General features: G+C 66.6%; 24 protein-coding genes. 13 read left to right on the plus strand and 11 right to left on the minus strand.

The window, feature by feature from the left end:
- Nucleotides 1-130 precede the first annotated feature (130 nt).
- A complete protein-coding gene (locus C491_RS03810) occupies nt 131-427 on the plus strand; it encodes a HalOD1 output domain-containing protein (protein ID WP_049891420.1) in 297 nt (98 codons plus the stop codon).
- A gap of 28 nt (nt 428-455) precedes the next feature.
- Here C491_RS03810 and C491_RS03815 read toward each other — a convergent pair whose 3' ends face one another.
- Nucleotides 456-881 carry a DUF5791 family protein gene (locus C491_RS03815; protein WP_005553916.1) on the minus strand — a complete coding sequence of 142 codons (426 nt, stop codon included), beginning with the start codon at nt 879-881 and terminating at the stop codon, nt 456-458.
- A 375-nt stretch (nt 882-1,256) separates the two neighbouring features.
- Between C491_RS03815 and C491_RS03820 the strand changes: the two genes are divergently transcribed.
- The 5 genes from C491_RS03820 to C491_RS03840 all read left to right on the plus strand — a co-directional run bounded on the left by C491_RS03820 (nt 1,257) and on the right by C491_RS03840 (nt 6,876).
- Nucleotides 1,257-2,138 (plus strand): coiled-coil protein, encoded by an 882-nt coding sequence (locus C491_RS03820; protein WP_005553918.1) that lies wholly within the window; start codon nt 1,257-1,259, stop codon nt 2,136-2,138.
- 280 nt (nt 2,139-2,418) lie between these two features.
- Nucleotides 2,419-3,720: a carboxylate--amine ligase gene (locus C491_RS03825; RefSeq protein WP_005553919.1), complete on the plus strand. Its 1,302-nt coding sequence runs from the start codon at nt 2,419-2,421 to the stop codon at nt 3,718-3,720.
- Nucleotides 3,721-3,788: 68 nt separating this feature from the next.
- Nucleotides 3,789-4,784, plus strand: coding sequence for a signal peptide peptidase SppA (gene sppA, locus C491_RS03830; protein ID WP_005553920.1), 996 nt, complete (start codon nt 3,789-3,791; stop codon nt 4,782-4,784).
- A 37-nt stretch (nt 4,785-4,821) separates the two neighbouring features.
- Entirely contained in the window at nt 4,822-6,096 is a 1,275-nt protein-coding gene (locus tag C491_RS03835) for a DUF373 family protein (RefSeq protein ID WP_005553921.1), read from the plus strand.
- Between the two features lie 54 nt (nt 6,097-6,150).
- Nucleotides 6,151-6,876, plus strand: a complete 726-nt coding sequence (locus tag C491_RS03840; protein WP_005553922.1) for a diphthine--ammonia ligase — start codon at nt 6,151-6,153, stop codon at nt 6,874-6,876.
- Nucleotides 6,877-6,896: 20 nt separating this feature from the next.
- On the opposite strand, the gene C491_RS03845 is transcribed toward C491_RS03840, so the two are convergent.
- The 3 genes from C491_RS03845 to C491_RS03855 are packed head-to-tail and all read right to left on the minus strand — an operon-like array spanning nt 6,897 to nt 9,027.
- The gene (locus C491_RS03845; RefSeq protein ID WP_005553923.1) at nt 6,897-7,259 is read right to left on the minus strand and encodes a DUF7344 domain-containing protein; all 363 of its coding nucleotides are present in this window, start codon (nt 7,257-7,259) and stop codon (nt 6,897-6,899) included.
- A 54-nt stretch (nt 7,260-7,313) separates the two neighbouring features.
- Nucleotides 7,314-8,009: a bacterio-opsin activator domain-containing protein gene (locus C491_RS03850; RefSeq protein ID WP_005553924.1), complete on the minus strand. Its 696-nt coding sequence runs from the start codon at nt 8,007-8,009 to the stop codon at nt 7,314-7,316.
- Nucleotides 8,010-8,064: 55 nt separating this feature from the next.
- Complete coding sequence (locus tag C491_RS03855) at nt 8,065-9,027, minus strand: sugar phosphate nucleotidyltransferase (RefSeq protein ID WP_005553925.1); 963 nt, start codon at nt 9,025-9,027, stop codon at nt 8,065-8,067.
- Nucleotides 9,028-9,188: 161 nt separating this feature from the next.
- Between C491_RS03855 and C491_RS03860 the strand changes: the two genes are divergently transcribed.
- The 3 genes from C491_RS03860 to C491_RS03870 all read left to right on the plus strand — a co-directional run bounded on the left by C491_RS03860 (nt 9,189) and on the right by C491_RS03870 (nt 11,495).
- On the plus strand, nt 9,189-10,586 hold the full coding sequence (locus C491_RS03860) for an RNA-guided endonuclease TnpB family protein (RefSeq protein WP_005553926.1): 1,398 nt from the start codon (nt 9,189-9,191) through the stop codon (nt 10,584-10,586).
- A 126-nt stretch (nt 10,587-10,712) separates the two neighbouring features.
- The gene (locus C491_RS03865; RefSeq protein ID WP_005553928.1) at nt 10,713-11,003 is read left to right on the plus strand and encodes a transcriptional regulator; all 291 of its coding nucleotides are present in this window, start codon (nt 10,713-10,715) and stop codon (nt 11,001-11,003) included.
- Nucleotides 11,004-11,135: 132 nt separating this feature from the next.
- Entirely contained in the window at nt 11,136-11,495 is a 360-nt protein-coding gene (locus tag C491_RS03870) for a DUF7344 domain-containing protein (RefSeq protein ID WP_005553930.1), read from the plus strand.
- Here the strand turns inward: C491_RS03870 and C491_RS03875 are convergent.
- The gene (locus C491_RS03875) at nt 11,492-11,920 is read right to left on the minus strand and encodes a Rieske (2Fe-2S) protein (RefSeq protein ID WP_005553931.1); all 429 of its coding nucleotides are present in this window, start codon (nt 11,918-11,920) and stop codon (nt 11,492-11,494) included. The genes C491_RS03870 and C491_RS03875 overlap by 4 nt on opposite strands.
- Before the next feature lie 84 nt (nt 11,921-12,004).
- On the opposite strand from C491_RS03875, the gene C491_RS03880 reads away from it, so the two are divergent.
- Both C491_RS03880 and C491_RS23120 read left to right on the plus strand, forming a co-directional pair.
- Nucleotides 12,005-13,096, plus strand: a complete 1,092-nt coding sequence (locus C491_RS03880; RefSeq protein WP_005553933.1) for a saccharopine dehydrogenase family protein — start codon at nt 12,005-12,007, stop codon at nt 13,094-13,096.
- Between the two features lie 68 nt (nt 13,097-13,164).
- The gene (locus C491_RS23120) at nt 13,165-13,332 is read left to right on the plus strand and encodes a hypothetical protein (RefSeq protein ID WP_169331728.1); all 168 of its coding nucleotides are present in this window, start codon (nt 13,165-13,167) and stop codon (nt 13,330-13,332) included.
- Between the two features lie 59 nt (nt 13,333-13,391).
- Here the strand turns inward: C491_RS23120 and C491_RS03885 are convergent, their stop codons facing one another.
- The 6 genes from C491_RS03885 to C491_RS03910 form a co-directional block, all read right to left on the minus strand.
- The gene (locus tag C491_RS03885; protein ID WP_049891422.1) at nt 13,392-13,601 is read right to left on the minus strand and encodes a hypothetical protein; all 210 of its coding nucleotides are present in this window, start codon (nt 13,599-13,601) and stop codon (nt 13,392-13,394) included.
- 53 nt (nt 13,602-13,654) lie between these two features.
- Nucleotides 13,655-14,521, minus strand: coding sequence for an aminotransferase class IV (locus C491_RS03890; protein ID WP_005553935.1), 867 nt, complete (start codon nt 14,519-14,521; stop codon nt 13,655-13,657).
- Nucleotides 14,518-15,174, minus strand: a complete 657-nt coding sequence (locus C491_RS03895; protein ID WP_005553937.1) for an anthranilate synthase component II — start codon at nt 15,172-15,174, stop codon at nt 14,518-14,520. The genes C491_RS03890 and C491_RS03895 overlap by 4 nt, the downstream gene beginning before the upstream one ends.
- Nucleotides 15,167-16,705: an aminodeoxychorismate synthase, component I gene (pabB, locus tag C491_RS03900; RefSeq protein WP_005553939.1), complete on the minus strand. Its 1,539-nt coding sequence runs from the start codon at nt 16,703-16,705 to the stop codon at nt 15,167-15,169. The genes C491_RS03895 and pabB overlap by 8 nt, the downstream gene beginning before the upstream one ends.
- A gap of 49 nt (nt 16,706-16,754) precedes the next feature.
- Nucleotides 16,755-17,507 carry a helix-hairpin-helix domain-containing protein gene (locus tag C491_RS03905; RefSeq protein WP_005553940.1) on the minus strand — a complete coding sequence of 251 codons (753 nt, stop codon included), beginning with the start codon at nt 17,505-17,507 and terminating at the stop codon, nt 16,755-16,757.
- 75 nt (nt 17,508-17,582) lie between these two features.
- Nucleotides 17,583-18,383, minus strand: a complete 801-nt coding sequence (locus tag C491_RS03910) for a shikimate dehydrogenase (RefSeq protein ID WP_005553941.1) — start codon at nt 18,381-18,383, stop codon at nt 17,583-17,585.
- Between the two features lie 105 nt (nt 18,384-18,488).
- On the opposite strand from C491_RS03910, the gene C491_RS03915 reads away from it, so the two are divergent.
- Together C491_RS03915 and C491_RS03920 are read left to right on the plus strand one after the other, a co-directional pair.
- Nucleotides 18,489-19,433 carry a calcium/sodium antiporter gene (locus tag C491_RS03915; RefSeq protein ID WP_005553943.1) on the plus strand — a complete coding sequence of 315 codons (945 nt, stop codon included), beginning with the start codon at nt 18,489-18,491 and terminating at the stop codon, nt 19,431-19,433.
- Between the two features lie 52 nt (nt 19,434-19,485).
- Nucleotides 19,486-19,953 carry an NUDIX hydrolase gene (locus tag C491_RS03920; protein WP_005553945.1) on the plus strand — a complete coding sequence of 156 codons (468 nt, stop codon included), beginning with the start codon at nt 19,486-19,488 and terminating at the stop codon, nt 19,951-19,953.
- Nucleotides 19,954-19,972 lie beyond the last annotated feature (19 nt).

The raw sequence follows: 19,972 nt of genomic DNA on the forward strand, positions 1-19,972 counted from the left end.
CCGCGCCTCGAACGTCGACGTCCCGCGTGACGCGACGCCGTTGCGAATCGCGATCGCGACGGACGACCCCACTTGAAAGGTTGGCGATCCAACCAGCGTCCTTTCACCGCTCCCGGCGATACGGGGAATCATGACCTCCACGACAGCTACTCGAGAGACGGATCAGACGCCAGTGAACTACCAGGCCGATCCCGAGCAATCGCTCAGCGAGGCGGTTCTCGAGGCGGTCGCCACGGCGACCGACGTCGATCAGATCGCGCTGGCCGACGAGTTCGGCCCGCTGTACCACGCCGTCGATCCGTCGGCGCTCGACTCGCTGTTTCACGACCGGTGCGAGACCGACCGAGCGGTCGGCTCGGTCACCTTCGAGTACGCCGGCTTCCTGGTCTCGGTCGACCGAACCAGACAGGTAACGCTGACTTCGTAGCGTCCGCCCGGCGTTCCGGCGGTATCCGCTACTGGGATCGGCCGACGATGACGTGCTGTAGGTGGACGTACTCCGCGAACGACATCGGCGCACGCCGTTCGATCTTCTGTTGCACCTCCTTCGCGTCGAGATCGATCTCGAGGTGGCTCTCGACCGCGTCGACGTCGAGCACCGCCGTCGTCATGCCGAGCAGCAGGTGCTCGCAGGCCATCGTCTCGATCGTCTCGGCGTCGGGTTCATCGCTCTCGAGCGCCTGGATCTCGGCGGCCTCCTCGAGCGAGAGGTCGGGCGACTCGCCCTCGAGCAGTGCCTCGAGTTCCTCGCGGTCGACGCCCGTGCGATCGAGAGCCGTCTCGAGGCCGTGTCGGTCGGCGATCGAGGCGAGCTGATCGTCGTACTCGGCGCGGAGGTCGGCCGGCGTGTCCGGGACGGACATCCGCTGTTCGTAGAACATACTCGACACCACAGCGGTCGGCCACAAGTGGGTTGTCCTTCCGGCGGCGTCGGCGATATTTATACGCTGTCCGAGGTCGCTGAATCGGTCCAGACAGCTCCACGCGGGCCCTGCTAACGGTTTTCACGGGTGAGGTGACCGGTACATTTAAATTACCAGCGACAGTAGATGTGGTCACCAGAACGCCACCGGGGCGCGTATCGCTCGACGATCGATGACAGGAAATCTTATTCACCGAGGTTTCGCAGGTCGTGAGCGAACGCTGTACGCGGCGACGCGACGAGTCGGCGATCCGCCGAACGTGCGGATCACCACCGACGATGACCGCGTCCGTCTGCTCCCGGTGCGGGTATGGCACAGAGGTTTGACTAACACATGGTAGACGAATCGAAAAACATCGAACTGACAGACGACGACCTCGAAAACGACTCCAAGGGACAGCTTATCAAAAAGGCGGGCCAGCTCCGAGATCGACGAAACGATCTCAACCAGATGGCCTCCGAGCGCGCATCCGAGCGCGACGACCTCAACGCGAAGACTCGCGAGAAGGTCGACGAGGCCCAGGAGCACCGCGAGAAACGCGACGAGCTCAACGAGCAGGTCCAAGAGCACAAGGACAAGCGAAACGAGCTCAACGCCGAGGCCAACGAGCTGTTCGACCGCGTCGAGCAGCTCAAGTCCGACATGGAGCTCAACGAGGGCAAGGACCTGGAAGAACTCGAGGAGGAGATCGAACAGCTCGAGTTCAAACAGCAGACCGAAGTGCTCTCGAGCGAGGAAGAACAGGAGCTCATCGAGAAGATCGAGTCCAAGCGCGAGGAGTACGAGGAGCGCAAGGGCAAGCTCGAGCAGAACGACGACCTCGAGGAGCTCGTCGAGGAAGCCGAGGAAGTGCGTTCGGAGGCCTCCCAGCACCACCAGAAGGTCACCGAACTCGCTGACAAGGCCCAGGAGCACCACAACCAGATGATCGAGGCCTACCGCGAGGCCGACGACATCCGCGACGAGGCCGACGAGATGCACGAGTCGTTCGTCGAGGCCCAGGAAGCCGCCGACCGTCACCACGAGGACTTCGTCCGCGTCCAGAAGCGCCTGCGCGAACTGGACAAGCAGGAAGAGGAACAGCGCAAGTCCCAGCGTGACAAGAAGAAAGAAGAGGCCAAAGAGGAGGCCGAGGAGATCTATCAGAAGTTCAAGGAAGGCGAGACCCTCGACACCGAGGACCTGATGAAGCTCCAGAAGACGGGACTGCTGTAGGCCGATTCGTCAACCTGTGTCTGCTGCCGTTCGCTTTTTGCAGTAGCGGTCGCGTTCTCTCTCGGTTTTCGGTTCCCGTTTTCGGGCGAAACGGACGCGTACAGCCATTTTGGTTCCTGCGTTGGTCACCCGTTCGTGAGCCGATGGTTTCAACTCTCGAGCGGTCCGGCGTCGGTAACCGACACATACAGTGCCGGTAGGGCACCGCTCTCGGCCGCCGAACGACTCGTTCGGCGGTAGTTCGGCCATAACAATGCCCTCGTCGCTGGGGAATTCTCGCATGCACGAGTCCAGGGACGACGTCGCCGTCTTCGTGCCGGGGATCGACGCCCCGAGTACGGTCGCCTGTCTCCGTTCGCTTCGACCCCGCGGCATCCGGACGATTGTCGGCTCCGAGTCGACCGCTACTCCCAGTGCGGTCTCACGGTACTGCGACGAGTTCGTCCGCTTACCTGATCCGACCCGAGACCTGGCCGCCTACGGCGACGCGCTCCTCTCGATCGCTCGCCGGCCCGGCGTCGAGACGATCATCCCGGTCCGCGAGGAAGATATCTACTCGTTGGCGCGAAACCGGGAGGCGTTCGCGGCGGAAGTCGCGACGCCGTGGCCGACGTTCGAGACGCTGCGGCAGGTCCAGGACCGTCTCGAGCTGTTCGCGGCGGCCGATCGCGCCGGCGTCGCCGCTCCCGACACCGCGCTCGTAGACGAGTGGGACGACTGGGACCGCGAAACGATCGTCAAACCTCGCTACTCGGTCGCCGCGCCGGAGTACCTCGGTTCGGGGTTCGACCGCGTCGAAGTCGGCTCGACCGCCTATCAGACGCCGGGGGAGCCCCCGAACGTGGCCGCCTGTACCGAGGCCCGAGGCCACGTTCCGCTGGTCCAGGAGCGGATTCCCGACTCGAGGGAGTACGGGTTCTTCGCGCTGTACGACCGCGGCGAGGCGGTCGCGACCTTCCAGCACTGCCAGCGCCGGGGCTGGGAGTACTGCGGCGGACCCAGCGCGTACCGCGAGTCGATCTACCTCCCCGAACTCGAGGCCGACGGCAGGGCACTGCTGGACGAACTCGAGTGGCACGGGCTGGCGATGGTCGAGTTCCTGCGGGACCCTCGCGACGGGCGGTTCAAGCTGATGGAGATCAACCCCCGGTTCTGGTCGTCGCTACCGTTTACCGTCCAGGCGGGGGCGGACTTCCCGTTTTACTACTGGCAGCTGGCGATGGGTGAGCCGATCCCGGGCCGGCCGACCTACGAGACCGGGCTCGGCGGCCATCTCCTGCGGGGTGAGCTGAGCTACCTCCACAGCGTACTGACCGAGGAGTATCCCGGCCTCGAGCGGCCGTCACCGTGGCCCGCACTGGTGGCGGTCGGGCTGTCGCTCGTCCGCCAGCCCCGGTTCGACTACGCGGTCGCCGACGATCCCATGCCGTTCGCCAGGGACGGCTGGAACGTCCTCCGGGAGTGGTTCGGCGACTGGACGGCCGACCCCGACGAGGAGCTCCCCCACGCCGGCGAGGTCGAGCGAGAGGCGCGAGACGACGGAGATACCGCTGACGCGCCCGGCGGCCTCCCGGCGGAGTAACGGCTCCGAATCGCCAACGCTTAACGGGGTTGCGGCGTCACTCACGGGTATGACTCGAGGTGGCCGGAGTGGTCAGTAATGAAGGTATCGGTCGACTCGCCGTCCTCGCAGCCGGGGCCGCAGTGTTCGCCGCGATCGGCGTCGCGCTGTTCGTGATCTACCCCGACACGCTGGCCGATCTCGTCGGCGTACTCGTCGCCCTCGCCGTGATCGTCCTCGGGGTGCGGATCGCCGGCTCGATCGCCGGCAGCCTCTTTCCCGGGTACGACGTCGCCGAGGTCGCCGTCGAGGGACCGATCACCCGCGACGGCGGTGGCGGGCGATTCCCATCGGGGCCGCGTTCGACCCCGGCCGACGACATCGTCGAGCAGATCGACCGGGCCGACGAGGACGACAGCGTCGACGCGCTTCTCCTGAAGCTGAACACGCCCGGGGGCGAGGTCGTCCCCAGCGACGACATCAAGCTCGCCGCCGAACGGTTCGACGGGCCGACGGTCGCCTACGCGACCGACGTCTGTGCCAGCGGCGGCTACTGGATTGCCAGCGGCTGTGACCAACTCTGGGCGCGAGACGGCTCCATCGTGGGCTCGATCGGCGTCATCGGCTCGCGGGTCAACGCGAGCGACTTCGCCGACAAGGTCGGCCTCTCCTACGAGCGCTTTGCCGCCGGGAAGTTCAAGGACGCCGGCACGCCGCTGAAGGAGATGGACGACAGCGAGCGGGCCTACCTCCAGGGACTGATCGACGACTACTACGAGACGTTCGTCGAGCGAGTCAGCGAGGGCCGGGACCTGGAGCCGGAGTTCGTTCGCGAAACCGAGGCCCGGATCTACCTCGGCGAGCAGGCCCACGAGATGGGGCTGGTCGACGAACTCGGCACGCGCCGGGAACTCGAGGACGAACTCGCCGACCGGCTCGAGCGCGACGAGATCGCCGTCGAGGAGTTCGAGCCCGAGCGACCGCTGATGGCCCGCGTCGGCGGTGGCGCCCGAAGTATCGCCTACGCCTTCGGCGCCGGCGTCGCGAGCGTCGTCGGCGACCGGGAGTTCCGGCTGCGATTCTAGCCGTGGTTTTATCGTTTCAGGGGATCGAACGCCTACCGTGACAACGCTGGTCGTCTGTCTCGACCGGACCGACGACGTCGGGCGCAAGACCGGACTTCGGTCGCCCGTCGTCGGCTGGGAGGCAGTCCGCGCGCTGGTGACCGACGTCGGCCTCGCGGATCCGGAGGATTCGGGGGTCAACTCCTTGCTCGAGACCCTTCGGGTCGCCCAGAGCCTCCGCGACGAGAACGAGGACGTCGTCGTCGCGGTCGTCTCGGGCGACCGGGAGTCGATGGTCTCGGCGGACCGATCGGTCGCACGGCAGGTGGACGACCTGATGGCCGCCCACGATCCCGACTCGGCGGTCGTCGTCATCGACAGTGCCGAGGACGAACGGCTGGTCCCGATCGTCGAGAGCCGCGTGCAGGTCGACTCGGTCGATCGGGTGGTCGTTCGCCAGGCCCGGGACATCGAGTCGACGTACTACCTCCTCAAGCAGTTCCTGGCCGACGAGGAGCTCCGACAGACCGTCCTGGTTCCGATCGGCCTGACGCTTCTGGTGTTTCCGATGCTCGCGTGGTTCGTCGGCCCCGCGGAGGGCGCCGCCGCGATCACGACCGTCATCGGCCTCTTCTTGCTGTACAAGGGATTCAGCGTCGACGAGGTCGTTACCGGGCTCGCCCTCCAGATCCGCGAGTCGCTGTACTCCGGACAGGTCTCGGTCGTCACCTACGCCGTCGCAGCCGGACTGACCCTCGTTGGCGTCTTCGTCGGCGTTCTCGGCGTCTCGAACCTCGAGGAGCCGTCCGGCATCGTGCTCCCGGCCGTCCAGTTCGCCTTCGACAGCGCCCCCTGGCTCGCCGCGGCCGCCCTGACCGCCAGCGCCGGCCGACTGCTCGACGAGGCGATCGGCGAGGAGCCGATCGGCAGCTCCTACCTCAACCTCCCCTTCATCGTCGTCGCCGTCGGGCTGGTGGTTCGGGGGTTCTCGGCGTACTTCCTCGAGCAACAGGCCCTCATCGAGTCGGTTCAGGTCCCCGCGATCGAACTGGGCGTGCTCTCGATCGACACGTTCGGGATCACGGCTGGCGAGCGGCTGGCGCTGTACGTCGTCAGCGCGATCGTCGTGAGCCTCGTCGGCGCCAAGGTCGCAGCCACGTTCAGCGGCGACACCGATCGAACGGTTCTCGAGGACGTCACGCCCGAGTCGGGGCTCACCGACGGCGGGCCGCGCTCGCAGCCGGCCGACGGTCAGGACGCCAGTCGCGACGAGAGCGACACCGACTCGGGACGCGGGAACGAGGAGGACTCGGGTCCCGACTACCCCCGGTAGTCGCCCGGCGACGAAACTCGCCACCCCTTTAGCCTCGTCGCTCGAGTAATCCCCATGAGCGATGCAGACGGCGCCTGGATCAGCCTCTTCTCGGGCGGGAAGGACTCCGCCTGGGCGCTGTACCAGGCCCTCGAGCGCGGACTGAACGTCGAGCGACTCGTCACGGTTCACCCGACCGGTGACTCCTACATGTACCACGTCCCGGCGACCGAACTCGCGGGACTGGCCGCCGAGAGCATCGGCATCGAGCTGCTGGAGGTCGAACCCGACGACTTCGGAGCCGACGACGTAACGGATGCGGGCGCGCAAGGTGACGACGAACTCGAACCCCTCGAGGCCGCCCTGCGGGAGCTCGACGCCGAGCTGCCGGGTGGGATCGCTGGCGTCACCGCGGGGGCCGTCGAGAGCGAGTACCAGACGAGCCGGATCGAGGCGATGTGTGACCGCCTCGGCTGTGACCTGTTCGCGCCGCTGTGGCGCGAGGACCCCCGCGAACTCGCCGACGCGATGCTCGCCGCGGGCTTCGAGATCAAGATCATCCGGGTCGCGGCCTACGGGCTCGACGAGTCCTGGCTCGGCCGCACGATCGACGCGGACGCCCTCGCGGAGCTCGAGTCGCTCAACGAGGAGTACGGTGTTCACATCCTGGGAGAGGGCGGTGAGTTCGAGACGCTGGTGGTCGACGGCCCGCATATGGATCGACGGATCGATCTCGAGTACGAGACGGAGTGGGACGGGACTCGTGGGACGCTGCGGGTGACCGACGCGCGGCTGGAGTGAGAGGCGGGTCTCGAGGGGACTCAGGAACCGTCGCGCTCGGAGCGCGGTTCGGGGTCGCTTTCGGAGACGATCGAGAGATACGGCTCGAGCCCGGCGAGCCGGTCGGTCGGCTCGACGAGTCCCCGATTTCGGTCGTACTCGACGAGTTCGAGATCCGCGAGCTTCGGAACGTGAACGTGGCGGAGCGAGACGAAGATCTCGCGAACGGTCTCGGCGGGGACGTCGGTGATGAGCGGGCCGGCCTCCTCGACGGCGAGCTCCCTGGTCAGATCAGTTATCGTCAACTGGCGGTCGTCGGACCTGAGTACAGTAAGGGTCCTGCGACGCCGTCGGTTCGCCAGGAGGTCGAAGACGGCATCGGTGTCCGTGAGACCGTGTTCCATGGTCGGACGTTCACAACCCGCCCCATTGGTCGGGCGGGTTGTATGTTCAACCGTTCAAGTATCCGGTCGCTCGAGACGGCTCTCGGTCGGTGCCGCCTCCTGGCCCGGTGGGGTCACGGCTAAGGTGTTACCGATTAGCGCCTCGTAGCCGCGGTGGAGCCGCTCGGAGAGCGACTGCTGACTGATGTCAAGTGTGTCGGCGACGTCGGCGAGCGAGACCGACGACGAGGAGAAGTACCCCATCTCCCAGGCAGTGAGCAGCGCCTCGTGTTGTTTCTCCGTTAGCTCGTACTGGCCGACGCCGCGGGGGTGTGCGCGGGCGAACAGCTGCGTGAGCCGATAGGGGACGTCGAAGTCGTGGCAGTACGTCTGGAACTCGTCGAGGCTGTTTCGATCCGCGAACCGCATCCGAAGCTCCCACTCGTCGTACTGCGCCGACGCCTCCAGGATTGTCGCGCCCAGTTCCGTGTACGCGTAGACCAGCGAGTCGACATTCCCCGTCCACTCCCCGCGGTACAGCATCGATCGCTCGTAGTCGTCGATGTGTTCGACGTCTCGAATCGTCGGATCGTCGGCCGTTGCTCGCTCGAACGTTCGGTGATCGACCCCGGATACCCACAGATACGGCGTGAGCACGTCGTCCGCCGCGACGACGCGCTCGATCTCGATAACGAGATCCCGCTCCGATCGGAGGGTCTCGTGGAGCGCGAACGCCTCGGCGGGAATGCGAAACTCCCCGAAGAGACTCATAGCACCTACTTTTCCCGAGCAATTATAAACGGCTCGGCTACTGCAAGGCGGGCGATCACCTGGTGATGGTCGTGTGGGCTCCGATGAGCGCGCCCGCGAGGTCGAGGTCCTCGAGTCGGGTTCCCTCGTCGATGATCGATCGCCTGACGCCGCCGTTCTCGATGGTCGCCTCCGGGAAGACGACCGCGTGGTCGAGCTCGGTGTCGATCAGCGTGACGTCGTCCATCACGTGGACGTTCTCGCCGATCGTCGCGTTCTCGAGGGTCGCCGAGTCGGCGATCAGCGACTCGCCGTCGAGGTGCCAGGCGACGGCGTCGAGGTAGCTTTCGGGGGTGCCGATGTCGAACCACGCTCCCTCGAAGGTGTAGGCATAGGTCGGCTCCCGATCCTGGAGCCACTGGACGAACCAGCCCGGCTCGTCGGGGTTGTTGTCCCCCTCGAGATAGGTGTCGAACAGCGACAGTGCATCGCGGGGAAACGCGTAACAGGCGATCGACACCAGGGTGCTCTTGGGATCGTCAGGTTTCTCCTGGAAGTCGACGACGCGGTCGCCCTCGAGCTCGACCAGACCGTAGGATTTGGCCTTCTCGCGGGAGCCGACGTCGTAGGCGGCAAGCGTCGGGGCCTCTCGCTCGAAGAAGTCGTCGACGAACTCGGAGAGATCGAAGCTCAGCAGGTTGTCGCCGGCGACGACCAGCAGGTCGTCGTCGACGTTCTCGCGGTCGATCAGCTGGGCGAGCGCGCCGACGACGCCGAACTTGTCGTCTTCCTCTCTCGTCTCCTCGACCGACAGCGTCGGCTTCTCGAACTTGCTGTCGGCGAGATGGGCCTCGAACTCGTCGGCGAAGCGCTCATTCGTGCTCACGAACACTTCGTCGATCCGGTCGTCGGCCTCGAGCTCCGCGAAGATCCGATCGATAACCGTGGCGTCGCCGATCGGGAGGAACATCTTGGGGCGGTGTTTCGTGATCGGCCACATCCGGGTCGCGTATCCGCCTGCCAGAACGACGGCTTTCATGGCCCGTGTTTCACCGAGCCGATGTAAGTCGTTTACGGGAGCGCGAGGAGAAAGCCTCGCCGTTCACGGCGGGGATGAATCCGACATAACATACGGCAAGCCACCGTACTCCGTCCAGTCACATCCACACATTAACAATACTATATAGAATACCTGTTCGTGTGAGCGACCGACCGCAACGGACGAACGAGTACATCGCGGAACCCGCTAGCCAACGGTACCGCAAGTGCTTGTTCGAGTGGTTGGCCGCCCACGCCCCTTTGTGGAATCAAATCAATTACCGACGCCGACAACAATACTTCGCCGAAGGCGGCGACGTCTGGGACGCCGAGTACACGGATTTATATGACGAGTACGCACCCATCCTGGGCAAGGCAGCGTGCCAGCAAGTCGCCCGCAAGAACAGCGAGGCATGGCGAAGCCACTTCGACCTCCTCGACAAGTACCACTCCGACGACCCATCAGTCACAGAGAATCCATCTCCGCCCGGGTACTGGGGCAATCGTGACGACGGGTACGTGCTACACGGTCTCGTCCGCAACGACCTGTACGCGTTCGACTGGGGCGAAAAATGGAGTACGCTTGAATTCGGTGTCGGTGACGTTCTCGAAGACAAATACGACTTCGAGTATCAAGAACGCGTCACGCTCGAAGTCCGCGGCAACCCGCAGTGGGACGGTGACGATAGCAGGTTAGAACTCGTCTACGACGAGGCAGTAGACACGCTTCGTGTCAAGCATCCGGTTCGCATACGGCCAGACAAGTTGCGAGAACAGCGGCTGGATGCCTTCACTCACACACTCGACACCGAGAACACGACGCACAAGGCTGCCATCGACGTGGGCGCGAACAACACGCTCGCCATCGTCACCAGTACGGGGGAAACCGCTGTGTACCACGCTCGCCCTGAATTCGACCAGTTCCAAGTTGTATCCGAGTTGATTGTCGAGTTGCAATCCGCGCTTCCCGGCGACCAGTATTCGAGCCAGCGGATTCAACGGGTGTACGATGAGCGGTCTCGGAAGCGCGACCATAGTCGGGATGCCGCGGTGAAACACGCCGCCGAGTGGCTGCTCGCTCGCACCGTCCACACCGTGTACGTCGGCGACCTAACCGACGTGTTGGACACCCACTGGTCGGCTGCAGTGAACGAGAAGACGCACGCGTTCTGGTCACACCGCCAACTCGTTAACCGGCTCGAACTCACGCTCGGTGACGTCGGCATCACCGTTGAGCAAGTGAGCGAGTTCGATTCGAGTAGCGAGTGCCCCGCGTGTGGGGGAGGGGACGTGGCACGGAATGGTGATTCGTTCCGGTGCCACGACTGCGAGTTGGACGCACACAGTGACGTTGTAGGGGCGTGGAATCTGCTGCAAGACAAAGTGGGGCCGATGGCGCGGCCCGCTGCCCTATCTGCTGAACGCGATAGGGACACACCTCGAGAGGGGGCGTACTGGAAGTGGAATGGACACGAGTGGACACCCGCGAGTTTTGGGGAACAGTCGTGCCCGTTCGACCAAACCAGTGTCAGCAAACCCGCAAGTTCACGGCCGGGGTAGTCCACTGGCCGGATTGCCCACGGAGGAATCCTCGTCCTTCAGGGCGGGGAGGACGTCAACCCTGCACGGCGTACAGTTTCACGGACGAACCGAACACCTATCCGGATCCGGGCGATGAACCCACGTATGCGGGAAGCAGACGAGACGACCCGACAACGACTCGCCGACGCGCTTCGGGCCGAGCCGGCGACGCCGAGCGAACTCGCGGTCCAGTTCGAGCTGACTCCGGAGACGATCCTTCGACACCTCGAGCACGTCTCGCGGTCGGTCGACGGCGGCGACGAGCAGTTCCTCGCCGCGCCCCCGACCTGTCGGGACTGCGGGTTCGACGGCTTCGACGAGCTGTTGAACCGGCCGTCGCGGTGTCCCGACTGCAAGAGCGAGGCGATCGACGAGCCGACCTACACGATCGAGTAGCCACGGCCACGAACTGCGAGCGCGGTTTCGACACGCCTATCTGTCGGCACGGCGACGATCCGATATCGACGCCCCGAGCGGTCGATCGCCGGTTCTCGCCGGCCGCCGCCGGGCTCGCGACGCAACATACGCATGACCACCTCCGACTCCGACTTCGACTCCCCCGGGTTCGTTCTCGCGATGCTCGACTGGCTCGAGCGCCGCGAGGAGTCCCCCGCTGCGGTCGACGAGAGCCTCGAGCTGTTGGCCGATCGGCGACGCCGGCTGTTGCTCGAGGTCATGCGCACCTACGGCGAGGAGCTGACGCTGCCCGACGCCGCCGAGGAGGTCGCAGTTCGCGAAACCGGCCGAAAGGTAACCGAGCTGTCGGCCGAGCGGGTCGCGAACGTCTACATTTCGCTGTACCACGATCACATGCCTCGGCTCGTCGAGGCCGACCTCATCGAGTACGACCAGGAGCGGGATCTCGTGATCCCCCTCGAGATGCGCTAGAACTCGACGTTCGACGTCGAGGTCAGGTCGCCGTCGTCCTCGATCGGTCCTGTCGCGACGAACTCGTACTCCTCGTCGGCGAGGTAGACGTCGCCGTTCGAGACCGTCACCTCGAGTTCGGTCAGGTACGCCCCCTCGCAGGGACCGAACGTACACTCCCCCGAGTCGGTCTCGAAGTACGCGCCGTGGTTCGCACAGATCACTTCGCCGTCGCGCATCGGCGCGCCGTCGCCCTTGTCGAGTTTGATGTGGGTAAAGTGCTGACAGTAGTTCAGCCAGCACGAGACGTCCGCGTCGGTCGACCCCGTGCCGTTCGCCACGAGAATCGCCTCCCGACGGTCGCCCAGTTCGTCGGCGACGCGAAAGAGGAAGGTCGACTCCGCGGGGACGTTCTCCAGGCTCGTGATCCGCTGTGTAGCCGCCATCGGTGTCCAGTTACGAGTCAGTGTTCGTGAACGTTTCGAGACTGTCTGACGGAGTTTTAACACGCCGAACCCCTAACGGCTGGCATGGACTCCCTCCTCATCTACGGCTCGTACGGCTACACCGGCCGGCTGATCGCTCGCGAGGCCGTGGCTCGCGGCGGCTCGCCGACGCTCGCGGGGCGCAACGGAGACCGGGTCGCCCGACAGGCCGAGGACCTCGGCCTCGAGGGACGGGCGATCGATCTCACGGACGGCCCGCTCGAGGACGATCTCGAGGCGTTCGACGCCGTGTTGAACTGCGCCGGTCCGTTCGAGCGAACCGCCGAACCGCTCGTGCTGGCCTGTCTCGAGGCGGGGACGGACTACCTCGACATTACCGGCGAGTTCCCGGTGTTCGAACGCCTCCGCCAGTACGGGGAAACCGCCAGCGCGGCGGGGATCACGCTGCTCCCCGGGGTCGGGTTCGACGTCGTCCCGACCGACTGTCTGGCCGCGATGCTCCACGAGCGCCTGCCGACCGCCGATCGGCTTCAACTGGGCGTCAAAAGCGAGTACGGCTTCTCCCCGGGAACCGCCCGGACGTTCGTCGAACTGGCTGGAGAAGGAGGCGTCATCCGTCGGGACGGACGGCTACTCAGCGTTCCCGCGGCCTTCCGCAGCCGGAAGATCGACTTCGGTGAGGGTCCCGAACACGCCGTGACGATCCCGCTGGGCGACGTCGTCACCGCGGCCCACACCACAGGAATCGAGACGGTCGAGGTCTACGGCGCCGTTCCAGAGTGGAGCAAGCCGCTGCTGTCGGCGACCGACTCGCTGGGGTGGCTCCTCGAGCGGCCGTCGGTCGAACGCGCGGCGACCCGCGCGATCGACGCCCTCCTCGACGGTCCCGACGGAACGGCCCTGGCGACCGAATCCGCGACCGTCTGGGGCGAGGTCGTCGACGACGACAGCGGCGAGCGCCACAGCGGCCGCCTCCGGACGCCCAATCCCTACGCGCTGACGGCCGACGCCGCGGTCAGCGCCGTCGAACGTCTCCTCGAGGACGGCGTCGAGAACGGGTTCCAGACCCCGGCCAGCGCGTTCGGCTCGGCGTTCGTCACGGAACTCGCGGGCGTCGAACGGGAGCTCCTCGAGGCCGACGCCGAGGGATCGGCGGTGCCCGAACCGGCCGACTGACCGACCTCGAAACCCTCGGCGCCGAGAACCCGAAACGGTATCGCGGACCGAATCATCCCTCGAGCCGAATGATCCGTCCGTTCGCCCGTTCCGTCTTCCTCTGGTCGATCTTTGCGTTCGTGGCTCTCTCAAGTTTCGAGCTGCTGCTGTTCGGTCGGCTCGAGCCGACGCGCTCCCTCCCTAGCGTAATCGGCCTCGCCATCGCGGATCGGACCGTTCCGATCGGCAGGCCGTGAACGAGAGTCCGGTCCGCGTGTGGCGGTTCCCGACGGCTCGAGGCGGAGCCCCGTTCCGATCAGTCGTCGCTCGCGTCTCGAGCCCCGCGGATCTCGTTGCGCAGACTGGCCGCGCTGATGCCGACGATCAGGCCGACGCCGAACCCGGGCAGGAAGTCCGCGGGCTCGCCGAGGACGGCGAGAAACGCACCCAAACCGAGTGGTGGAGCCAGGAGGAGAAACGTCATCTCCAGGACGAAGACGTCCATACTCTTTTTGGGTTTGTCCATGCGACCAGTGGTTAGTACAACACACTGATAGTTTCGGTCCGCGAACCGGTCGATCAGTAACAGGCGTTCTCGACGCGCTCGTCGTACAGCCTCGAGAGCCGATCCGTCACCGGGCCGCCCCCGAGTTCGACCCTATCGAGCGAGGCTACCGGGCGTAGCTCCCAGGTGCGGTTCGTGAGGAAGGCCTCGTCGGCCTCGAGGACGTCGGCCAGCCCGTAGCTCCCCTCCTCGACCGGGAGATCGCCCGCTCGAGCCAGCTCGAGGACCGTCTTTCGGGTGATCCCGGGCAGGACGTCGCCGTCCGTCGTGGGGGTACAGACCGTCCCGTCGCGGACGAAAAACAGGTTGCTCGTCGCGCCCTCGGCGACGTTCCCCTCGAGATCCGAGAGCAAGGCCTCGTCGGCCTCGCCCTCGAGTTCCGCCCGGGCGATGATCCCGTTGAGGTAGTTGTGGGTCTTCGCACTCGAGGGAAGCGCCGCGTCGGGGATTCGCCGGGTCTCGACGCTGCGAACCGTCGCGGGTCCGTCCCAGACGGGCTCGCCCTCGAACCCGCCCCGGGGGAGCGGTTTGGCGTAGACGACGACCGTGGGATCGACCTCGGGCTGGGGGGTGAGCTTGCCCGGCTGGACCCCGCGGCTGATCGACAGCCGGACGTAGGCGTCCGCGAGGTCGTTCGCCGCGAGCGTCTCGTCGATTCGATCCCGGAGTTCGCTCCCCGAGAGCCCGTGCTCGAGGGAGAGGGCGTCGCAGGTTCCCTCGAGGCGCTCGCGGTGGGCCGCCCAGTCGAGGACGGTCCCGCCGTAGGCCCGTAGGGTCTCGAAGGCGGCGTCGCCGTAGCGAAAGCCGCGGTCGTCGACGCTGACGGTCGCCTCCTCGGCGGGGACGAGTTCGCCGTCGACGTGGTACAGTCGGTCGCTCATCGCCCGCCCCGCGAGTCGGACCGTTCGTGGTCGGCGGCGAACCGACAGAAGTTCTCGACCATTCGCTTGCCGACCGAGAGCGAAATTTCCCCATTGGCGTCCTCCTCGGGGTCGCGAGTGAGGATGCTCTCGGGATGGAACTGCACGCCAAGCTGCGGTTTTTCCCGGTGCCGAACCGCCATCAGGACGCCCCGCTCGTCGGCGGTCCGGGCCGTCTCCGCGAGGCTGTCGGGGAGGTCCTCGCGCTCGACGGCAAGCGAGTGGTAGCGACCGACCTGGAACCGCTCGGGGAGGCCGTCGAACAGCCCCGAACCGTCGTGGGAGATCCGCGAGGGCTTGCCGTGGACGACGTGGGGTGCGTGGACGACCGGGGCGCCCTCGGCCGCACACAGCGCCTGGTGGCCCAGACAGACTCCGAGGATGGGGTACTCCGTTTCGGCGAACAGCGGGATCGAGAGTCCCGCCTCCTGGGGGGTGCCAGGGCCGGGCGAGACGACGATCCCGGTCGGATCCAGCTCCCGGACGCCATCGATGTCGATCTCGTCGTTCCGTCTGACTACGACCTCGTCGGCAACTTCGCCGACGTACTGAACGAGATTGTACGCGAAGGAGTCGTAGTTATCCACGACGACGATCCGCGTCGGCTCAGTCATCCTCGCCACCTCCCTCCGTCGACTCGAGACCCATTCCGGCTCGCTCCCCGAGCGCGTCGTCGATGGCGTTGATCAGCGCCCGCCCCTTGTCGAGGGTCTCGTCGTACTCGCTGTCGGGATCCGAGTCGTGGACGATCCCCGCGCCCACGCGAAGGTGGTACTCCTCGCCGTGGCGGACGAGCGTTCGGATGACGATGTTCAGCGTCGCTCGCCCGTCGAAGCCGAAGATGCCGACGCTACCGGTGTACGGACCTCGCCGGGTCGCCTCGAGCTCGTCGATGATCTCCATCGTCCGGGGTTTGGGCGCGCCCGTGATCGTCCCGCCGGGGAACATCGCCGCGACAGCGTCGGCGAGCGTCGCGTCCGAACGGAGCCGGCCCGTGACGTCCGAGACGAGGTGCATCACCTCCGAGTAGCGGTCGATCCGTCGGTACTCCTCAACATCGACGCTGCCGTACGCGCTGACCTTCCCGAGGTCGTTTCGCTCGAGGTCGACGAGCATCGCGTGCTCGGCACGTTCCTTCTCGTCGGCGAGCAGGTCGGCCTCGAGCTCGGCGTCCTCCTCCGGAGTCGCTCCCCGGGGGCGGGTGCCCGCGATGGGCTCCGTTCGAACGAACTCGCCGTCTCGCTCGAGCAGCAGTTCCGGGCTCGCGCTCACCAGATCGGCGCTGCGGAACTCGAGCAGTCCGGAGTACGGCGCCGGATTCACCCGCCGGAGCGCGTCGTAGGCCGCGACGGGGTGGACCGCGGCGGGCGCGGTCAGCCGCTGTGAGATGTTCGCCTGGAAGGTGTCGCCGTCCCGGACGTACTCCTTGACTCGCTGAACGCGGTCGGCAAAGGCCTCGCGGCCGCAGTCACTCTCGAAGGTCGCCTCGTCGGTCGCAACGGGTGGGTCGCCGACTTCGGGATCGCCCTCGAGACACGCCCGGGCAAGCTCGAGCGCTCGCTCCCGACCCCGGTCGTAGGCGTCCTCGAGGTCGTCGCCGGGCTCGAGGCGCGGACAGGCCGTGATCCGGAGTTCGGTCGCCTCGTCGTCGGCCGTCGGCTCCTCCCAGGCCGCCAGCCGGTCGTAGACGCCGACCTCGAGGCGGGGGAGCCCGCGGTCGTCGACCGCCGACTCGGGCAGCTCCTCGAGTTCGCGGACGATGTCGTAAGAGAGCCAGCCGACGGCGCCGCAGGGGTAGGGAACCGCGCAGTCCCCCCGAACCAGTTCCTCGTCTGCGAGGACGCCCTCGAGTGCCGAAAGCGTCGGCGACTCGCCGCTTCGGTCCCGCGCGACCGCATCCGGGCCGACGGTGAGTCCGTCGACGGGATCGGTGCCGAAGTACCCCCAGCCGGGCTGGCCGCCGGTGGTCTCGAGGTAGACACCGCCGTCGCCGTCGCGGGCGCTGCGATACGCGAGAAAGGGATCGGAGACGGAGAGACGGACGGTAACCGGAACGCGGGCGGCCGCTACCCCGTCGACGTCGAGGCCGCCGCGGGCGGCGGCGCGAAACGAGTCGGCCGTCGTGACGACGCGCGGATCGCTCATACCCTCGCGGAGGGTCGTGACCCTAATCAGTGTACGGTTCTCTCCAAGACTAGCGGACCTTCGCCCGGTCGATCCAGCCCTGGATGCGTTTCTCTGCGATGTCGGTCTCGGACTCGAGGTGGGCGGCGTCGGCATCGGCGAGCTCGGCCACGGTTTCGACGCCCGCGTCGGCCAGCCGATCCGCGTACGCAGGGCCGATCCCCTTGACGACGTCGACGGGTTCGTCCGGAACGTCCGGCGTCTCGTCGTCGTCCGGCTCGTCGGTTTCGGCCTCAGCTTCCGTACCTGGGTCGTCCGGCGCCTCGCTCTCGGGCTCCGATTCGTCCAGTGTCTCAGTCTCGGACTCGGCCTCCAGTTCGGATTCGGCAGCCGCGTCGGAGTCGTCCGGAGACGTCGGTTCGGGGTCGGTCGACTCCTCGAGATCGTCAGCTTCGGCCGACTCGATCGGGTCGGCCGGTTCTGCAGACTCGGTCTCGGATTCGGCCTCGAGCGCCGGCTCGTCGTCGACGAGTTCCTCGTCGCGAACACCCTGCTCACCGGGCTCTTTGGATTCAGTCGGCGTTGCGTCCGACTGTGTCGGCCCGGCTGCCTCGGCGGGCTCCGCCGCAGTGTGTGGTGTGTCGTTCGCCTCGGTCATCGACCCCGTCGAGGCCGAAGCCGTCGTTTCGGCGGCCGCCGACTCCTCGTCGGGATCGGCGCCGCGCTCTCGTTCGACCGTTACCCCGACGTCCCGAGCGTCCCCACGCTCCGAGCTAGAGTCGTCGAACCCCAGCAGCGACTTCAGCTTTTGGAGGATTGCCATTAGCTGGATATAGTTAACTCGCACCACTTAAATTCGCCTGATGCCCGCGGTGAACGACCGCTCCTCCGGTCGCGTCTACAATCTCGAGCGAAGCGCCTCGTTCATCGCCTCGACGGGCGCCTCCCGGTCGGTCCACAGCTCGAGCGCCTCGACGCCCTGGTAGAGCAACATCCAGGCGCCGTCGACCGTCGTCGCGCCGACCGCCGACGCCTCTCGCAGCAGTCGCGTCTCGAGCGGGCGATACACCGCGTCGAGCACCGCCAGCTCGTCGTGGAGCGCCGCGGCCGGCACCGGCGTCGCGTCCTCCTCCATCCCGACGCTGGTCGCGTTGACGAGCACGTCGGCGTCGGCGAGGAGTGCCTCGAGGTCCTCGAGCCCCCGACCGACCGCGCCGGGCACCTCGTCGGCGAGTTCGTGTGCCGTCGACTCGGTCCGGTTCGCGATCGTCACGGCGGCGCCCGCGTCTGCGAGGCCGAACGAGATGGCCCGGCCGGCGCCGCCGGCACCAACGACCACGGCGTCGGCCCCCTCGAGCGCGACGTCGTGATCCCGAAGCGCGCGCAACGCGCCGGCTGCGTCGGTGTTGTGGCCGGTGGGTTCCTCGCCGGAGAAGTCGATCGTGTTCACCGCGCCGATCCGAGTCGCCAGCTCGTCGGCCGCGACGACCTCGAGGGCGTCCTGCTTGAAGGGGATCGTCACGTTCAGTCCCCGAACGCCGAGCGCATCGGCGCCCCGGATCGCCGCCTCGAGCTCGTCGGGAGCGGGTTCGAAGGTGACGTACCGTGCGTCGAGTGCGAGTTCGTCGTAGGCAGCCTCGTGCATCGGCGGCGACAGCGAGTGGCCGACCGGGTTGCCGATCAGTCCGTAGACGTCCATGGCCATACGTCGACTCGAGCGAGCGGGCGTATAACGGGTGTGGCTCCGGCAGCGCTTCGGTCGGGTTCCGGGTCGCTTATCCCACGGTCTCGAGTAGCGACCGGTATGCTGTCGGAGACCGGGGTTTCCGTGCTCCTGCTCGGAGCCGGGATCGTCGCGCTGTACGCCGGTGCGGAGCTGCTGGTCGCCGGGGCCGGCCGCCTCGCGCTCGGGATCGGGCTCCGGGCGGCGACGGTCGGCGTCACGGTGATCGCGTTCGCGACGACCGCTCCCGAACTGTTCGTCGCGACGATCGGCGCCCTCGACGTCTCGACCGATATCGGACTGGGCGCGGTCGTCGGCTCGAACATCGCGAACGTGGGGTTGGTGCTCGGCATCGCCGCGCTCATTAGGCCGCTGTCGGTCAGCGAGACCGTGATGAAGCGCCACGTTCCCTTCATGGTGTTCGCGGCGCTACTGCTCGTTGCCTTCGGGGCGAACGGCCGGATCGGCCGGCTCGAGGGAGCGATCTTTCTGCTGGTGCTGGCCGGATTCACCGCCTACCTGCTGTACTACATCAACGCCGACCCGATGCCGACCGAGGAGAAACCCGAGGCCAGCGACGGGGTCTCCTTCCGTGATCTCGCGCTCGTCGGGGGCGGGCTGCTCGCGCTCGTGGTCGGCTCGCGGTGGCTCGTCGCCGGCGGCACCGACCTGCTGCTCGAGCTGGGCTTTTCCGAGCTGTTCGTCGGGCTCACCGTGTTGGCGCTCGGGACGTCGCTCCCCGAACTCGCCGCCTCCGCCGTCGGGGCCGTCCGCGGCGAGACCGGGTTCGCGATCGGCAACGTCGTCGGCTCGAACATCTACAACGTGCTCGCGGTGCTCGGTATCGTCGCGCTGATCACGCCCATCGAGATCGCCTCGAGCACGCTCCGGTTCGAGCTCCCGATACTGGTCGGCTTCACCGTCGTTCTGGTCGCGATGATGGGGTACGGACGGCGGCTCTCACGGCTCGACGGCGCCGTTCTCCTCGCCGGCTACGCCGGCTTCCTCTACCTGCTCGTTCCGTAGTGCCCAAAGGATTTGGGAGTGGACTTTACGGGATGCCCCTTGTACGAAACGTATGAGCGAATCGAAAGAAACCACGTACGTCGGGAAGGCCTGTGCGTACATCACCCGGGAGACGGGCGAGTTGCTCGTCTTCGAAGGCCCGGGACATGAGGGCCTGCAGATTCCGAAGGGTACCCTCGAGGGCGACGAGTCCCCTCGAGAGGGGGTGTTCCGCGAGGTACGCGAGGAGAGCGGTCTCGCGACGCTGCAGGGAACCGAACACCTCACGACCGATATCTGGGTTCGGCGCCAGTCCCCGCCGAAGTGTTACGTCCGCCACTTTTTCCACGCGACCGTCCACGAACCCCGCGACCGCTGGACCCACACGGTTCGGGACGGCGGCGAGGAACACGGCTCGGAGTTCGAGTTCCGGTGGATCGAGCCGACGACCGATCGAGCGTTCGCGCTCGACCTCGACGACTACGTCGGCCTGCTGCCGTCCGGAACGACTGGCCGGAACCCGCAGGTCGCCTCCGACTGAGTTCCTTCGCTGCCGATCG

This window comes from Natronococcus amylolyticus DSM 10524 (assembly GCF_000337675.1).
Taxonomy (GTDB): Archaea; Halobacteriota; Halobacteria; order Halobacteriales; family Natrialbaceae; genus Natronococcus; species Natronococcus amylolyticus.

What these genes read in the sequence shown, in the direction of transcription:
- C491_RS03845 (WP_005553923.1), bottom strand. Translation starts at nt 7,259, where the DNA reads ATGGAACACGGTCTCACGGACACCGATGCCGTCTTCGACCTCCTGGCG.
- C491_RS03895 (WP_005553937.1), bottom strand. Translation starts at nt 15,174, where the DNA reads ATGACTGAGCCGACGCGGATCGTCGTCGTGGATAACTACGACTCCTTC.
- C491_RS03820 (WP_005553918.1), top strand. Translation starts at nt 1,257, where the DNA reads ATGGTAGACGAATCGAAAAACATCGAACTGACAGACGACGACCTCGAA.
- C491_RS03880 (WP_005553933.1), top strand. Translation starts at nt 12,005, where the DNA reads ATGGACTCCCTCCTCATCTACGGCTCGTACGGCTACACCGGCCGGCTG.
- C491_RS03910 (WP_005553941.1), bottom strand. Translation starts at nt 18,383, where the DNA reads ATGGACGTCTACGGACTGATCGGCAACCCGGTCGGCCACTCGCTGTCG.
- C491_RS03825 (WP_005553919.1), top strand. Translation starts at nt 2,419, where the DNA reads ATGCACGAGTCCAGGGACGACGTCGCCGTCTTCGTGCCGGGGATCGAC.
- C491_RS03875 (WP_005553931.1), bottom strand. Translation starts at nt 11,920, where the DNA reads ATGGCGGCTACACAGCGGATCACGAGCCTGGAGAACGTCCCCGCGGAG.
- C491_RS03885 (WP_049891422.1), bottom strand. Translation starts at nt 13,601, where the DNA reads ATGGACAAACCCAAAAAGAGTATGGACGTCTTCGTCCTGGAGATGACG.
- C491_RS03815 (WP_005553916.1), bottom strand. Translation starts at nt 881, where the DNA reads ATGTTCTACGAACAGCGGATGTCCGTCCCGGACACGCCGGCCGACCTC.
- pabB (WP_005553939.1), bottom strand. Translation starts at nt 16,705, where the DNA reads ATGAGCGATCCGCGCGTCGTCACGACGGCCGACTCGTTTCGCGCCGCC.
- C491_RS03870 (WP_005553930.1), top strand. Translation starts at nt 11,136, where the DNA reads ATGACCACCTCCGACTCCGACTTCGACTCCCCCGGGTTCGTTCTCGCG.
- C491_RS03920 (WP_005553945.1), top strand. Translation starts at nt 19,486, where the DNA reads ATGAGCGAATCGAAAGAAACCACGTACGTCGGGAAGGCCTGTGCGTAC.
- C491_RS03810 (WP_049891420.1), top strand. Translation starts at nt 131, where the DNA reads ATGACCTCCACGACAGCTACTCGAGAGACGGATCAGACGCCAGTGAAC.
- C491_RS03865 (WP_005553928.1), top strand. Translation starts at nt 10,713, where the DNA reads ATGCGGGAAGCAGACGAGACGACCCGACAACGACTCGCCGACGCGCTT.
- C491_RS03850 (WP_005553924.1), bottom strand. Translation starts at nt 8,009, where the DNA reads ATGAGTCTCTTCGGGGAGTTTCGCATTCCCGCCGAGGCGTTCGCGCTC.
- C491_RS23120 (WP_169331728.1), top strand. Translation starts at nt 13,165, where the DNA reads ATGATCCGTCCGTTCGCCCGTTCCGTCTTCCTCTGGTCGATCTTTGCG.
- C491_RS03840 (WP_005553922.1), top strand. Translation starts at nt 6,151, where the DNA reads ATGAGCGATGCAGACGGCGCCTGGATCAGCCTCTTCTCGGGCGGGAAG.
- C491_RS03915 (WP_005553943.1), top strand. Translation starts at nt 18,489, where the DNA reads ATGCTGTCGGAGACCGGGGTTTCCGTGCTCCTGCTCGGAGCCGGGATC.
- C491_RS03890 (WP_005553935.1), bottom strand. Translation starts at nt 14,521, where the DNA reads ATGAGCGACCGACTGTACCACGTCGACGGCGAACTCGTCCCCGCCGAG.
- C491_RS03855 (WP_005553925.1), bottom strand. Translation starts at nt 9,027, where the DNA reads ATGAAAGCCGTCGTTCTGGCAGGCGGATACGCGACCCGGATGTGGCCG.
- C491_RS03905 (WP_005553940.1), bottom strand. Translation starts at nt 17,507, where the DNA reads ATGGCAATCCTCCAAAAGCTGAAGTCGCTGCTGGGGTTCGACGACTCT.